Origin of the sequence: Burkholderia sp. ABCPW 111 (assembly GCF_000773065.1) — a bacterium.
Lineage (GTDB): Bacteria > Pseudomonadota > Gammaproteobacteria > Burkholderiales > Burkholderiaceae > Burkholderia > Burkholderia savannae.
Genome location: NZ_JPWT01000066.1, coordinates 244,238 through 257,936 on the forward strand (window position 1 = coordinate 244,238; position 13,699 = coordinate 257,936).

24 protein-coding genes are annotated in these 13,699 nt (G+C 62.1%); all 24 read left to right on the forward strand.

Annotated elements, in window-relative coordinates:
• The first annotated feature begins 4 nt into the window (after positions 1–4).
• Positions 5–235, forward strand: a complete 231-nt coding sequence (locus X946_RS14460) for a hypothetical protein (protein WP_017880484.1) — start codon at positions 5–7, stop codon at positions 233–235.
• Entirely contained in the window at positions 228–854 is a 627-nt protein-coding gene (locus X946_RS14465) for a helix-turn-helix domain-containing protein (protein WP_038719151.1), read from the forward strand. Before X946_RS14460 ends, X946_RS14465 begins: the two co-directional genes overlap by 8 nt.
• On the forward strand, positions 841–1,173 hold the full coding sequence (locus X946_RS14470) for a hypothetical protein (RefSeq protein WP_017880482.1): 333 nt from the start codon (positions 841–843) through the stop codon (positions 1,171–1,173). The genes X946_RS14465 and X946_RS14470 overlap by 14 nt, the downstream gene beginning before the upstream one ends.
• The gene (locus X946_RS14475) at positions 1,170–1,478 is read left to right on the forward strand and encodes a hypothetical protein (RefSeq protein WP_038719150.1); all 309 of its coding nucleotides are present in this window, start codon (positions 1,170–1,172) and stop codon (positions 1,476–1,478) included. Before X946_RS14470 ends, X946_RS14475 begins: the two co-directional genes overlap by 4 nt.
• Positions 1,479–1,532: 54 nt before the next feature.
• The gene (locus X946_RS31190; RefSeq protein WP_081989570.1) at positions 1,533–1,850 is read left to right on the forward strand and encodes a hypothetical protein; all 318 of its coding nucleotides are present in this window, start codon (positions 1,533–1,535) and stop codon (positions 1,848–1,850) included.
• Positions 1,851–1,861: 11 nt separating this feature from the next.
• On the forward strand, positions 1,862–2,299 hold the full coding sequence (locus X946_RS14480; RefSeq protein ID WP_038719153.1) for a hypothetical protein: 438 nt from the start codon (positions 1,862–1,864) through the stop codon (positions 2,297–2,299).
• Entirely contained in the window at positions 2,296–2,601 is a 306-nt protein-coding gene (locus X946_RS14485) for a hypothetical protein (protein ID WP_235364028.1), read from the forward strand. The genes X946_RS14480 and X946_RS14485 overlap by 4 nt, the downstream gene beginning before the upstream one ends.
• Positions 2,602–2,634: 33 nt before the next feature.
• On the forward strand, positions 2,635–3,252 hold the full coding sequence (locus tag X946_RS14490; RefSeq protein ID WP_017880478.1) for a DUF3164 family protein: 618 nt from the start codon (positions 2,635–2,637) through the stop codon (positions 3,250–3,252).
• 13 nt (positions 3,253–3,265) lie between these two features.
• Positions 3,266–3,538 carry a hypothetical protein gene (locus X946_RS14495; RefSeq protein ID WP_038748599.1) on the forward strand — a complete coding sequence of 91 codons (273 nt, stop codon included), beginning with the start codon at positions 3,266–3,268 and terminating at the stop codon, positions 3,536–3,538.
• A gap of 6 nt (positions 3,539–3,544) precedes the next feature.
• Positions 3,545–4,243 carry a DUF2786 domain-containing protein gene (locus X946_RS14500; RefSeq protein ID WP_038748600.1) on the forward strand — a complete coding sequence of 233 codons (699 nt, stop codon included), beginning with the start codon at positions 3,545–3,547 and terminating at the stop codon, positions 4,241–4,243.
• Between the two features lie 78 nt (positions 4,244–4,321).
• Positions 4,322–4,720 carry a gp16 family protein gene (locus X946_RS14505; protein WP_038748644.1) on the forward strand — a complete coding sequence of 133 codons (399 nt, stop codon included), beginning with the start codon at positions 4,322–4,324 and terminating at the stop codon, positions 4,718–4,720.
• Positions 4,717–5,151 carry a Mor transcription activator family protein gene (locus X946_RS14510; RefSeq protein WP_038748601.1) on the forward strand — a complete coding sequence of 145 codons (435 nt, stop codon included), beginning with the start codon at positions 4,717–4,719 and terminating at the stop codon, positions 5,149–5,151. Before X946_RS14505 ends, X946_RS14510 begins: the two co-directional genes overlap by 4 nt.
• A 127-nt stretch (positions 5,152–5,278) precedes the next feature.
• Positions 5,279–5,767 (forward strand): lysozyme, encoded by a 489-nt coding sequence (locus X946_RS14515; protein WP_017880473.1) that lies wholly within the window; start codon positions 5,279–5,281, stop codon positions 5,765–5,767.
• 4 nt (positions 5,768–5,771) lie between these two features.
• Entirely contained in the window at positions 5,772–6,017 is a 246-nt protein-coding gene (locus X946_RS14520) for a hypothetical protein (RefSeq protein ID WP_038748602.1), read from the forward strand.
• Entirely contained in the window at positions 5,998–6,618 is a 621-nt protein-coding gene (locus X946_RS14525; protein WP_038748603.1) for a hypothetical protein, read from the forward strand. The genes X946_RS14520 and X946_RS14525 overlap by 20 nt, the downstream gene beginning before the upstream one ends.
• Complete coding sequence (locus X946_RS31195) at positions 6,619–6,852, forward strand: TraR/DksA C4-type zinc finger protein (protein WP_038748604.1); 234 nt, start codon at positions 6,619–6,621, stop codon at positions 6,850–6,852. It abuts the gene before it with no gap.
• Positions 6,843–7,145, forward strand: coding sequence for a hypothetical protein (locus X946_RS14535; protein WP_038748605.1), 303 nt, complete (start codon positions 6,843–6,845; stop codon positions 7,143–7,145). The genes X946_RS31195 and X946_RS14535 overlap by 10 nt, the downstream gene beginning before the upstream one ends.
• Positions 7,142–7,348 (forward strand): hypothetical protein, encoded by a 207-nt coding sequence (locus X946_RS14540; protein WP_038748606.1) that lies wholly within the window; start codon positions 7,142–7,144, stop codon positions 7,346–7,348. The genes X946_RS14535 and X946_RS14540 overlap by 4 nt, the downstream gene beginning before the upstream one ends.
• Before the next feature lie 5 nt (positions 7,349–7,353).
• On the forward strand, positions 7,354–7,851 hold the full coding sequence (locus X946_RS14545; RefSeq protein WP_038748607.1) for a DUF1804 family protein: 498 nt from the start codon (positions 7,354–7,356) through the stop codon (positions 7,849–7,851).
• An 11-nt stretch (positions 7,852–7,862) separates the two neighbouring features.
• Positions 7,863–8,090, forward strand: a complete 228-nt coding sequence (locus X946_RS14550; RefSeq protein WP_038748608.1) for an Acb2/Tad1 domain-containing protein — start codon at positions 7,863–7,865, stop codon at positions 8,088–8,090.
• Positions 8,090–9,877, forward strand: a complete 1,788-nt coding sequence (locus X946_RS14555; protein WP_038748609.1) for a hypothetical protein — start codon at positions 8,090–8,092, stop codon at positions 9,875–9,877. The genes X946_RS14550 and X946_RS14555 overlap by 1 nt, the downstream gene beginning before the upstream one ends.
• A gap of 11 nt (positions 9,878–9,888) precedes the next feature.
• A complete protein-coding gene (locus X946_RS14560) occupies positions 9,889–11,478 on the forward strand; it encodes a DUF935 domain-containing protein (protein WP_038748610.1) in 1,590 nt (529 codons plus the stop codon).
• Positions 11,468–12,781: a PBECR2 nuclease fold domain-containing protein gene (locus X946_RS14565; RefSeq protein WP_038748611.1), complete on the forward strand. Its 1,314-nt coding sequence runs from the start codon at positions 11,468–11,470 to the stop codon at positions 12,779–12,781. The genes X946_RS14560 and X946_RS14565 overlap by 11 nt, the downstream gene beginning before the upstream one ends.
• A gap of 103 nt (positions 12,782–12,884) precedes the next feature.
• The gene (locus X946_RS14570; protein ID WP_038748612.1) at positions 12,885–13,469 is read left to right on the forward strand and encodes a phage virion morphogenesis protein; all 585 of its coding nucleotides are present in this window, start codon (positions 12,885–12,887) and stop codon (positions 13,467–13,469) included.
• Positions 13,470–13,699: the final 230 nt, after the last annotated feature.

A 13,699-nucleotide genomic window follows, 5' to 3' on the forward strand; every position in this document is an offset into this window, starting at 1 on the left:
CGACATGATCGACCACCACATCACACCCGAAGCGAATGCCGCCGCCGATGCCGGTCGAGCGATTCAGTTCGTCGCTCGCGTGTCCGCAGTGGCACTCGCTGCACTCCTGGCCGGATTGCTGATCCCGTCGACCTGGATCGATCTGGCTACCTGGACGGTCGTCGTGCTGTTCGCTGCGCTGACTTGCATCGCGCTCGCTGCTCTGGCTGTTGTGAAGGGAGGCAAACATGGCTAGAAAACCCGCCCACCTCGAACTGACCGGCGGCAAGGGTCCGCGACAGCGTGTATGGGAAGCGATTCGCAGCCAGCGAGACGACTTCACCCCGCACAGCATCGTCCGTGCTGCCGACATCGACAAGGCGACCGTTCAGACGTATTTGCAAGCGCTGGAACGCGGCGAGTACGTCGAGCAGATCGGCGAGCGCAAGGCGATCAGTGATCGGAAGCACTATCGCCTCGTCCGCGACGTCGGTGTCGAAGCCCCGCGTCTCGATCGCAAGGGCCAGCCCGTCATGCAGTCGCGTGGCAACGAACATATGTGGCGCACGATGCGCATCATGGGCGACTTCACGCCGCGCGAGCTGGCTATGCGTGCGTCGACGCCCGACGTCGCGATCACCGACTCGACGGCGCAGTCCTACGTCAAATGCCTGTCGCATGCCGGCTACCTGACACTCGTTGATTCGGGTCACGCATACATCCGTGGCAAGGGCGCGAAACAGGCTCGGTATCGCCTGATCGCATCGAAGTACACCGGCCCGCGCCCGCCGATGATCCAGCGCACGAAATCGGTCTACGACCCGAACCTTGGGAAGGTCGTATGGCAAGAGGAGCCGGACCATGACGCATGCTGATCCGGACTGGCTCGCCATGCTTCGCGAGGCTGTCGCCGCGACGTCGCAAACCAACGTGGCCAAGCTGCTCGACGTCTCACGAACGACCGTTTCGCTTGTCCTGTCGGGCAAATACCCCGGCAACACCAATCGCGTCGCCGCCCGCGTCCTGAAGACGTTCGGACAGGTGCAGTGCACGCATACCGGGCAGCCGATCTCGCTGACGGTATGCGTGTCCTTCGCCAATCGCCGCGCCCCGATCAATAACCCGATGGAACTGAGCCACTGGCGCACGTGCCGCAACTGCCCGCTGCGCCCCGTTAAAGGAGAGTCCAAGTGACGACGAACTGTAACGCCCTCAATTCGCCCGTGCCACCGATCAATCAGCTCATGCAGCTCACGGCACTGCGTCTTGCAGCGACGATCGAGACGCTCACCACGCAGGGCTTCACGGTCATCGGCATCGAGTTCTCGAACGGCTCGAAGCCGACGATCCAGGTGCAGAACTGCGAGGTCTGCGCCGACATGATCGCGAAAGGTGAAGCCACGTACTACCGCACGGGTGGCTCGGGCATCTCACGTTACCGCACCGGCCAGTTCAAGGTCGGCGAGATCCGTGTGCTATGGACGGAGCGAGGACACTAAAAACAGAAGCAGCGCCTTTCTCGAAGATCATCAAACTATATTAGGAGTCCTTTTATGAAGCTACACGTTTTCACATGCTCTGACGAAGGGCGTCGTGCCCGTCGTATTCCGGTCGATGGCGATCGCATCGATTTTCCCGAATATCCGACGGAGCTGTTTGCTGCTCATGCCAATCCGGTTGCAACAACGGCGGGCGAGCCGGCATTTGTCGTGACGCACGTTGGCACAGGCTTTCGTATTGCAAGTGGCAAGACGCAAGCCGCTGCGATTTCGATGGCGAAACGTCTCATCAAAGAGAAGTCAACGGAAGAGTTCTGGCAGGGAGTTTCTGCCGCTCGCAAGCTCATCAAGGCATATCAAACCCTCTCTTGAAAGGAATGAACATGGCATCCGTACAGCAGATTCTCCAGGCCATCATCGACCACCCGGGTTCGTCCGGCGCGCAGCTCGCCGAGCAGCTCGACGTGGATGCGAAGGACATCCAGCCGCGCATCGATCCGTACATCCGCCAGGGGCGCGTGATCCGCGACAAGAAGGTCATGGATGGCTCGTCCCCGATCAATCTGTACTACCCGAGCGACGATCTTGTGCGCGAGTTCGACGGCACGAAACAGACCGTGACAAAAGCCGCGCGAAAAGCACCGGCATTTACTCCGACCGATGCCGCGCCTGGTGATTTCGTCTGCGGCTTCTCGACGGCCGGCCGCCTCACGGTAACCAAGGGACGGAAGACGATCGAGCTGACGCGCGAGGAAACGTCTCGTCTGCTCAAGTTCGTCGACTGCATCAACATCGAAGCGATCGCGGGAGCACAAGCATGACTATCCATATCACCCAAGGCCAAACCCTGACCAACCCCGAGGCATTAAGCAGTGTGGCCGAACTGCGATGCGAGTTGCACCGCGCGAACAAGACGGTGCAGCAGCTCCTGACCAAGATCGCACAGTACGACGAGGTTGGTTCACAGATGGTTGGCTCGGTGAATCACATCCTGACGCTACACGTTCAAGGAAATATCACTGGTCTCGTTGAATGGCTGGACAAGTACCTGTCGGAACGGCCACGCGTGCGAGAGAGGATCGAAGAGGCGATTGAGAGCAAGAATCTCCGGCGCATGCACTGACCGGTCAATCCATTTTCTTCCCAGGAACACGCTATGACGAAGAATCAAATCCCGGTCGGCTACGTAAAAGACGCACGTGGCCGCCTCATTCCGGAATCGCTGGTCGAGCCGATCGACCAGTTGCGTGATCAAACGATCACGTCGTTGGTGGCCGAAGCCAGGCGTCTTCAGTCGGAGATGGCTGAGTTCAAGACGCGTGCATTCGGCGACATCGCTGCGTTCGTCGCAACCAGCCATGAGCAATACGGCGTCAAGGTCGGTGGCGCGAAGGGCAACATTTCGCTCATCACGTTCGACGGTCGCTACAAGATCGTGCGCCAGATCGCCGAACACCTTCAGTTCGACGAGCGCCTGCAGGCGGCGAAGGAACTGATCGACGAGTGCCTGCGCGAATGGACCGAAGGCAGCAACGACAAGGTCAAGGTGCTGATCAACGAAGCGTTCCAGGTCGACAAGGAAGGCAACGTGAACACCGGGCGCATTCTCGCGTTGCGTCGCCTCGCGATCGACGATCCGAAGTGGACCAAGGCGATGCGTGCGATCGTCGACAGCATTCGAGTGACGGGCAGCAAGCCATATATTCGGCTGTACGAGCGCGTCGACGAGACGGAAGAATATCGCGCGATCAGTCTCGATCTCGCGGCGATCTGAGAGGCGCACAGACATGGTCACGAAATCCACAGGTTCCAGTCGCCGGCTAAAGCCGGTCGCCTACGTCGAAATTGGCTTCTACGGATATCTCCTCGACGCAGACAAGGCGCTGCAGGTGATGAAGGTACTTGGCGAGGCAGTCATGTGCGAAGAACGCTACGACGGGATGAAGCAAGTCTATTACGTCGGCGAGACACCCAATCTCCGGATGACGATGGTGAACCCGGACACGGTGTGTCGTCGCAGCGAATCCGACTTGCTCGCGATCGAATCCAACAGGGGCTGAACAACAATGGACAGGAACACCGCCATCGCGAAAATCAGGAAGTGCCTCGCATTGTCGAAATCGAGCGAGCCGCACGAAGCCGCCGCTGCACTTCGCCAGGCACAGAAGCTGATGAAGCAATTCGGGATCAACCATCCCGAACTGCTCGCGGCCGGCGTGAGTGAGGAATGGGTGAAGAGCGCTGCCGCGCGCCGGCCGGTACGGTATGAGGTCGCGCTCGCGGGCGTCGTTGCTGACGCATACGGCTGCGAATTGCTGTTTCGTCGCCAGCTCAACGATACGTGTACGGCGATTGTCGGCGGCTATACGTTCGTCGGCGTTGCACCCGCGTCCGAGATCGCGAAGTACACGTTCGACGTGTTCGCACGTCAGTTGCGCGCGGCACGTCGCGACTACATCCAGACGAAGCTGCGTCGCTGCGGTCCGAAGAACAAAACAGCGCGCGCCGACGAGTTTTGCGAAGGATGGGTGTACGCGGTGCGCCAGCAGATGCAGAACGCATCCCGTACCGATGAGCAAAAGACCATGATCGATGCATATATGCGCGCGAACCACGGCGAGGTACGCGAGTTTGAGCCGCGCACTCGGGACGTGGCTGGCCGCCGCACGACCGACGATCACTGGCGCGGTGTCGAGCAGGGTCGGTCGGCTGTTGTCCGTCCCGGTGTCGGCACACCTGACATGCGGAGGCTCGGCCATGTCTGACGTGCTGATCATCGTGACGGGCGTCGTCTTCCTGGTCTGTCTCTGCCGCAAGGAACTGCGGCGCTGGTGGAGGTCGTGATGCTGATCGCGAAAACAACGGTAGCCAAAATCCACATCGCCAAACAACAGCTCGCGATGACCGACGACGAATACCGCACGGTGCTTCGCAGCATCGCCGGCGTCGGCTCGTCGAAAGACCTGACTCCGGAGGGGGCGCACAAGCTGCTGAAGCACTTCGAGCGCTGCGGCTTCAAACCGAAGCGCGATGCCGGCCGTCGACCGCACGTTGCGCAGCCGCGCGCCGCTCAGATTCGCAAGATTGAAGCGCTGCTAGCTGACGCTGGCCGTCCGTGGGATTACGTCGGCGGCATGGTGAAGCGAATCTGCAAGGTCGACGCGATCGAGTTCTGTGACGACGTGATGCTCGGCAAGCTCATCGCCGCGCTGCAATACGATGCGAAGCGGAGGTCGGCATGAAGTTCGATGGTGTCGAACACCTGTTGCCCGACGTCGTGAAGACGATCGTCAAGCTGATCGGTCTGCCGACGACGGTACGCCTGGTCGAGCAGCTCGGCGGCACGACGTTCCCGGTCGCGCTGCGCCGCTCGCGTCTCGGCGAAATCCGTTACGAGGCGCTGGCCGAGATCGTCGGCCCGGAAGCGGCCGATCAGCTCACTGCGCATTTTGGCGGTGACGTGTTGTACATTCCGCGTTGCGTGAAAGCCATGCGTGAACTGATGTATCGGAGCATTCGGGCAGAGTTCGACATGCTGACCCGCGACCATGCTGCAAACCATGCCGTCGCGCAGCTCGCCCTTCGCTATCAGATGGCCGACCGACATGTTTGGCGCATCCTCAAGCGCGCCGACGCATCTGAACGCACCGTTCCCCAGGCGGAGTTGTTCTAGCGTTAGAATCCCGCCATGATTAAACGAAGCCCCGCCGCGTGCGGGGCTTTTTGTTTGCACTGACACTGATCCACTAAGGTGTCCGCTACACGCAGCCTACAGTCGTGCCATTCAATCGGAGATGGCAATGAAGCAACAACGACTGTCCCCCGCCGGCTGCAATCTGATCGAGGATTTCGAGAGCGATCGTCTCGAAGCGTACCCCGATCCTGCGACGGGTGGCGCACCCTGGACGATCGGGCGCGGCCACACCGGACCGGACGTCTACAAGGGGTTGAAGATCACGCAGGCAGTGTCCGACATGCTCTTCGCACAAGACATCCGTACACGCGGAGAGGACATCATCAATGACTTCGATCTCGAACTGACGCAAAGTCAGTTCGATGCGCTGGTGTCGTTTGTATTCAACATCGGTCCTGGCAAGCCGGGCGTCAAGGACGGCCTGGTGTATCTGCGTTCCGGTGGCTCGTCGACGCTTCTCCGGAAGCTGCGCGCGAAGGATTATGCAGGCGCGGCCGAACAGTTCCTGCTGTGGGACAAGGCAGGTGGAAAGCCGATGGCCGGACTGACGCGCCGTCGTCGCGCCGAGCGCACGCTGTTCCTGACGGCAAGCTGACTCCATGAGTCTCACCGATCTCATCACTGGCCACGACGGCAAGCTTTCGCACGCGAAGCTCTGGCCGAACATCGCGTCGGCCGTCGCGACTGGCATGTTCATCTATCAGGGCATCCGTAATCAGCTCACGTTCGATACTTGGTTGATCTATCTCGGTTGCGTTGGCGGCTATTCCGCAGTCATCCAGGCGCTCGCCGCATGGCGCGGCCGTCCCTCCAAGGAAAGGGCAAATGACGATAGCAATCTGTAAGTACGGGAAGCTGGCCGCAGGCATCGTCATTGCCGCACTGCTCGCGTCCGCCTTCGCGAAAACCTACCAGCACGGCTACAGCGTTGCGACTGCACATGGTGACAAGGCGTTGGCCGACTACCGTGCGTCCGTCGAGCATGCATCCACGTCGGCCGCGAGCGACGCATTCGGCAAGTACGCGGCCGACGTGACACGTGCGTCAGCCGTGGAGTCCGGCTATCTCACTGTTCAAACCGCCGTCGCACAGACCGCGACGGCGCTGAAGGAGCGAATCGATCATGTCGCGCAACCTCGCCGTAGCACGCCGGCCACTGCCCTGCAAACTGCGTCGCCTGTCGTTGGCTGTGTGTTCAGCCGTGGCTTTGTCCGCGTGTGGAACGACGCCGCAGGCATCGCCGACGCTGGTGATTCCGCAGTGCCGACAAGCACCGATACCGCCTCTGCTGTTGTCGGACCCGACGCCGATGCCGCCGCTGACTCCGGGGTATCACAAGCCGACGTCCTCGACTGGGTCGTCGACTACGCGACCCGCGCCCGAAACACCGAATCGAAATTGAAGGCGGTGAAGGCCGCGCTTCCGGAGCAAGAGGACAAGCAATAGATGGATGACTTTGACCACGCGAGCGACATCGAGGAACAGTATCGCGCGCTCGCTATTGCAGCAGCGACACGGCCGGCTCGCGGCACTGCCGAATCCGAAGTGTTCTGCCAGAACGAGGCATGCGGCGAACCGATTCCCGACGAGCGTCGCCGCGCGATATCCGGTTGCCGCTTCTGCATCGAATGCCAGGAGCGTCGCGAGCACGCCCTCAAACGGAGGTATCCATGCAAGTGACGCTCGACCCGGCCGCGATTTTGATCGGCGTGTTCATGTTGCTGCTCGGCGTGGTCCAGTTGTTCGGCATGTCATGGATTCGCAGCGTGCAAGAAAAGCTGAAGGCGAACGAGGCTCGTGACAGCGAGTTCCAGAAAGCGATCGCAGCGGTGCGCGAAATGATGGCCCGAGACTACGTTCCTCGTTCCGAGAATCAGGCCATGCGCGATGAATTCCGAGACGGTCTGCGCAGCATTGACCAAAAGCTGACCGACATCACCAACAAACTGGACAGAAAACAGGACAAGCCATGAGTGACGTCAAGGTGGAAGAAAGCCCCGAAATGAAGCTGCTGAGGAAGATCGACGCGGGGGTCGGCGAGTTGAAGGAACAGGTCGCCAACGTCGAGAGGCGTGCCATCAAGTATGGCGCGGCGGCTGGCGCAGGTGCCGGCGCGGTGGCCGGGGGCATCGTCGCGATGGGTATCTCGTTCGCCCGCGCGAAGCTGGGTCTGTAACGCGCATGGCCTACCCGAAGGAAGTGCGCGACAAGGTGCGTCGAGCTTTCGTGTTCGATCGTCTGTCGCTCGAAGTCGCCGCGCTAAAGAGCGGCGTCAATTCGTCGACGGCTCGGCGCTGGAAGGACGATGCGCGCGCGGCCGGTGACGATTGGGACAAGGCCCAGGCAGCGCAGCTCATCGCGGGCGGCGGCATTGAAGGCGCGGCCCGTCAGATGCTGGCCGGCCTGGTCACGCAATACCAGGCGACGATGGACGAACTGGACGGCGCGGAGATGAAGCCGGCCGACAAGGTCGCGCTGCTCGCGAGTCTCGCCGATGCGTACAACAAGACGATCAACGCATCGAAACGCATCCTACCGGAGACGAACGAGCTGGCGATCGCGATGGGCGTCGTGCAGCGCCTGGCTACGTTCATCAAGGATCGGCATCCGGAACACGTCGGCGCGTTCGCCGATGTCCTCGGCCCGTTCGGCGACGAGCTGGCCACCACCTATGGTTAAAGGAGCGTCGCATGGAAAACCAGCATCGCATGATCACGGGATACCGCGATCTTTCAGCTACCGAGATCGAGGCAATCAACCACATCAAGACAATGGGCAGTCAGCTCGGCGAGCTATTCGACGTGTTGGAGCAGCAGCCTGACATCGATAAGCACTGGCTCGGGATTGCAAAGACCGACATGCAGCGAGGTTGCAGCGCCATGATCCGCGCAATCGCCCGTCCGACCACGTTTGCGTAATGGTCCAGAAGTTCACTGAGAAGGATTTCCACAAGGAAATCGCCGAGCTGCAGGCCGAGCTGCGGCGCGACATCGAGGCCCATGCAACGGGCCTCGATCCGTCGCCGGCTGCGCGCCTGGAACGCCGTCGACGCGTACTCGTCGACGGCGACTATCAGTTCTTCGCGTACACGTATTTCCCGCATCACATTCGCGGCACGCCGTCGCTGTTCCAGGCGCACTTCTGCGGGCGATTCCCGAAGCTGCTGCGCCAGCCTGGCGGCACGCGTGAATGGTGGGTCGCACCGCGCGGCGAGGCGAAGTCGTCGATGTGCACGAAGATCGGCCCTGTCTACATCATCGTACAGGGGCTGTTGCAGCGCGAGGAAATCCGGCGCGAAGTCGGATGGACGGACGCGCTGCCGTCGTTCCTCGACTACGTCATCCTGCTCGGCGCGGAAACATCGCTGCCGACGAAGCTGCTCGAAGTGGTTAAAACCGAGCTGACCGCTAACGCAGCGCTTCAGCTCGACTTCCCCGAGGTGTGCGGCAAGGGACCAATGTGGAAGGTCGGCGAGTTCGTCACGAAGAACGGCGTCAAGGTCGAGCCGTTCGGTGCCGAGCAAGCGATTCGCGGGACGTTCCACGGTGCCAGCCGGCCGAAGGTGCTGATGGGCGATGATCTGATCACCGACGCCGAGGCGAAGAGTCCGACCGAGCGCCAGAACCGCTGGACGTGGCTGGAAAAGGCGATCGACTACCTTGGCCCGCCGGACGGCAGCGTGAAATACATCGGCGTCGGCACGGTGCTGGACAAGGATGATCCGATCTCGCGCGCGAAGCGCACCATCGGCCATATCGTCCATCATTTCCGCGCGATCGCGCAGATGCCGACGAACATGGATCTGTGGCAGCAGTGCGAAGCGCTGATGCTGAACGACGACAAGCCGGCGATCGAAGAGGCCGCCGCGCGTGGTGAGGCGATCGCCGACGCGGACCTGCCGTCGTATCAGTTCTACCTGGAACACCGGGCCGAGATGGACGCTGGCGCCGTCACGTCCTGGCCATCGGTGCGCACGCTGTTCTATCTGATGCGTCAGCGTGCGAAATCGCCGCGCGCGTTCGCGACCGAGATGCAGGGCGATCCGCGCACCGAAGAAGACAAGGTGTTCGGTTACATCACGTTCTGGGTGCAGCGATTGCAGTCCTGGTTGATGTTCGGCGCGTGCGATCCATCGATGGGGCAAGGCAGGAAGTCGGACCCGTCCGCGATCTTGGTCGGCGGTCTGGACATCGTCAGTCGCAAGCTGCATGTCATCCACGCGGAGATCAAGCGCCGCGTGCCGTCGAAGCTCGAAGCTGACCTGATCAAGGTTCAACGTGAATTCCGGTGCCGCGCGTTCGGCTTCGAAAACAACAATGCGTATGAATGGGCGCGACAGGATCTGATCAAGGCCGCATTGCGGGCCGGCGTGCCGTTACCGCTCGTCGGCGTCACGGCGAGCGTCGCACCCGAGTTGCGGATCGATTCATTGGAGCCGTTCGTCACGGATCGCATTACGCCATCGATTTTGTTCCACGCGACGCAAACTGCGCTGCTCGCCGAGCTGGATGAATGGCCGGAGCCGCAGGGCCATCACCACTTCGACGGCCTGACCGCGCTGCACATTCTTTGGATGATCGCGCAGTCGCGCGGCTACGGCATCACGGACGGTTACGAGGCGGTCACGTCCCGGCCGATCGAGCGCGGTGCCGATCACGATGACGACGACTATGACTATCCGCTGTCGAGCCGGCGCGGCTATTGAGGAAACTGAACATGGCTCAAATTCTTGATATGTACGGACAGCCGATCCAGCGCGAGGTGCTGTCCGAGCCGCAGACGTCGAAGCTCGGCTGGATCACGCGCGATTTTGCGCAGCATCCGTCGCGAGGCCTCACGCCGAAGAAGCTGCATTCGATCCTGGAAGCCGCCGAGTACGGCGACCTGATGGCGCAGTCCGATCTGTTCGTCGACATGGAGGAACGCGACGCGCACCTGTTCGCCGAGATGAGCAAGCGCAAGCGCGCGCTGCTCACGCTCGACTGGAACATCGTCGCACCCGCGAATGCCAGCACCGAAGAGAAAAAGCAAACCGCGCAGTTGGATGAGTGGTTCACCGACATCGCCAACTTCGACGACGTGCTATTCGATCTGATGGACGCGGTCGGCCACGGTTTCTCGGCGCAGGAGATCGAGTGGCACCAGGTCGAGAAGGTATGGCTCCCGAAAACGCTTACTCACCGGCCGCAGCGCTGGTTCCGCACGCCGCTGTACGACGGCAACGATCTGCGTCTGCGTGACAACTCGTCCGACGGCCAACCGCTCTGGCCGTTCGGCTGGCTCGTCCACAAGCATCGCGCGAAGAGTGGGTATCTGACCCGCGCAGGTCTGCACCGCGTGTTGGCATGGCCGTACCTGTTCAAGACCTATGCCGTATCGGACCTGGCCGAGTTCCTCGAAATCTACGGCTTGCCGCTGCGTGTCGGCAAGTATCCGCCGGGCTCGACGAAGGAAGAGAAAGCCACGCTGCTGCGTGCGGTCGCCGAGATCGGCCACAACGCGGCCGGCATCATCCCGGAGGGGATGATGATCGAGTTCCAGGAAGCGTCCGACGGCACGAAAGACCCGTTCGAGGCGATGATCAACTGGTGCGAGAAGAGCGTGTCGAAGGCGATCCTCGGTGGCACGCTTACGTCGCAGGCCGACGGCAAGACGTCGACGAACGCGCTCGGCAAGACGCACAACGAGGTGCGGCAGGATCTGTTGACGTCGGACGCCCGCCAGGCGCAGCGCACGCTCACGAGCCTCTGTTACATGCTGTCGGCGCTGAACTTCGGCGCATCCGACCCACGCCGCTGCCCGCGTTTCGAATTCGACACCCGCGACCCTGCGGACTTGGCGCTGTATGCCGATGCGATTCCGAAGTTCGTCGGAGCCGGAATGAAAATCGGCCGCCAGTGGGCGCAGGACAAGCTCATGATCCCGGAGCCGAAGGACGGCGAGGACATCCTCACGGTGCCGAAGCCGCAGATGGCGCTGCCGCCCGAGGAACGTGTCGACGAGCTGCCGCGTACCGCGAAGATGCGGTATCGCGCCGTGCTGCGCAACGCAGCCGGCGAGATCGTCTATCCCGATCAGGACGAACTGGATCAGACGATCGCCGCGCTGCCGGCCGACGCGATCACCGAGGCGCTGCGCGCCACGCTCGGACCGGCGATCGCGGCGCTGCGTCGGGGCGCGACGCCTGACGAGGCGATCGAGATGCTGCTCGAAGCGCAGCCGGACATGGACGATACGGCGATGCGGGAGCTGCTCGCGCGCTGCATCTTCGTGGCCGACGTGTGGGGGCGGCTGAATGGCGGTTGATCTGGCCTACGCGATCGGCCTCGAACCGGAGAAAGCGATCGCCTACTTCGAGTCGAAGGGCTACCAGATCGGATTCCGCTGGCAGGACGTCGCCGCCGAGGCGCACGCGAAGGCGTTCACGGTTGCCGGCGTGATGAAGGTCGACGTGCTGCAGGACATTCGCCAGGCGCTCACGACGTCGTTAAAAAAGGGCACGACGTTCGACGAGTTTAAACGGCAGCTTTCGCCGGTCCTGGAACGCAAGGGTTGGCTCGGCCAGGGCGTAATAGTCGACCCGGACACTGGCGAGATCGAGGGCAAGCGGCTCACGCCCCGTCGCTTGCAGACGATCTTCCAGACCAACATGCAGTCGGCCTACATGGCCGGCCGCTACGCGACGCAGCTCGAGCAGGTCGACACGCATCCGTATTGGGAGTACGTCGCGGTGCTCGATAGCCGCACGCGGCCGGCGCACCGCGCGCTCGCCGGCGCGATCTACCGGTACGACGATCCGTTCTGGCAGACGTTCTATCCGCCGAACGGCTACCGGTGCCGGTGCCGCGTGCGGACCCGCACGCGCGCGTATGTCGAACAGAACGGTATCCCGGTACGCGACAGCAAGGGGAACATCGTCGAGGTCGAGATCGTCGATCGCTCCGGCGCGAAACAGCCCGCGCTCGCCTATAAAGACCCGGCCACCGGTCAGAAGCTGCTGCCGGACCCGGGTTTCAGCTCGAACCCCGGCGCGCAGTGGATGAAGCCATTCACACCGCCGCCGTCCGACAGCTTGCCGCGCACCTTCCCGTCCGGCGTCGAGCTGCCGACGGTGCCGACGCCGACCCCGGTGCCGGCGTCGACCATGTTGCCGGCCGGCCTTCCCCCGCAGCAATACGCGCAGGCGTTCCTGCGGGAGTTCGGCCTGCAGCTCGGCGAGTCGACGGTATTCAAGGACGTCACGCGCTCGGCCGTCACGATCTCGGAGGATCTGTTCCAGGCCGGCGACGGAAGCTGGAAGGCGGACAAGGATGGGCGCGGCGCGTATATGTCGCTGCTCGCGCGGGCGATCCAGGAACCGGACGAGGTATGGCTGCGGTGGGAAGAGAGTCGCGCGCAGCCCGGGGCGTGGTTGCTCAAACGGCGCTACATCAAGTCCTGGTTGATCGACGGCCAGGCTGGCGCGCAATACGGTCTGAGCGTGTTCGAGCTGGGCCAGGACGGCTGGGCCGGGTCGACGGCCATGATGGCGAACGTCGAGCGCGGCGAGGAAGCGCGCCGTCGCTATATAGAGAAGCAGCGTGACGGCTTTCTGGCGTACCGCAAATAGAAAAGCCCGCGACGCCGACTCGTCGCGGGCCACCGTGCAGTTCCTTTGGTCGCGTCAGTCGGAAGCTTGTGCGACTGCAATCGGTATGAACAGAGTATAGCCGATGATTGAAACCCAGGTCGATGACACGCAGTACGAGGCGGCGATGGCGCGGGTGTACGCGCTGATGCAGGATGCCTCGCCGATCACGTCGCTGATCGCCGCACTGATGCTCGACGCGGTCGAAGAGAATTTCGCGCAACAGGGGCGGCCGAAGTGGCTCGGGTTGAGTCCGAAGACGCTCAAGCGCCGTCGCGAGGAAGCCGGCACCGGCAAGATTCTGCAGCGCTCGGGGCGACTCGCGTCGAGCGTCACGTCGACGCACGACGCCACGTCCGCCCGCGTCGGCACCAATGTTGTATACGCGGCGATCCACCAGTTCGGCGGCACGATCCAGCGTCATCCCATGTCCGGCTACGTTAGACTGCGCAAGGGCCGCGACGGCATGATCATGCGCCAGGCGAACCACCCGCACCTGGCCGTGTTCGCGAAGAACGGCCACAAGCAGGTCAAGATCGTGAAATGGACCCGTAGCCAGGGCTGGACGATCAAGATTCCGGCGCGTCCGGTCTTCGTGCTGACCGAGGCGGACAATATCGGGATCGAGTCGGAGGTTTCCGCCTACCTGCGCCGCCTATTCGATGCTTGAGTGGCGGCAAAAGGCCGGAATGGAAAATTAGGGCCTAGAAGCCGCTGGGATACTGTGGGGTTGCCGAGGTATAGGTCAGGACTGGCGAAGCCCGCCACGTTGTTTAACCCCCCCGTTAAAAACGATTTCTTATCGGGAGGGTGTTGAGAAAAACTGTTCGGGCTCGGGAAAACCGAAAATCGCCAGTGCGAGATACGCCCGGCGCATGAGATTTTTTCCATGCGCGCAGT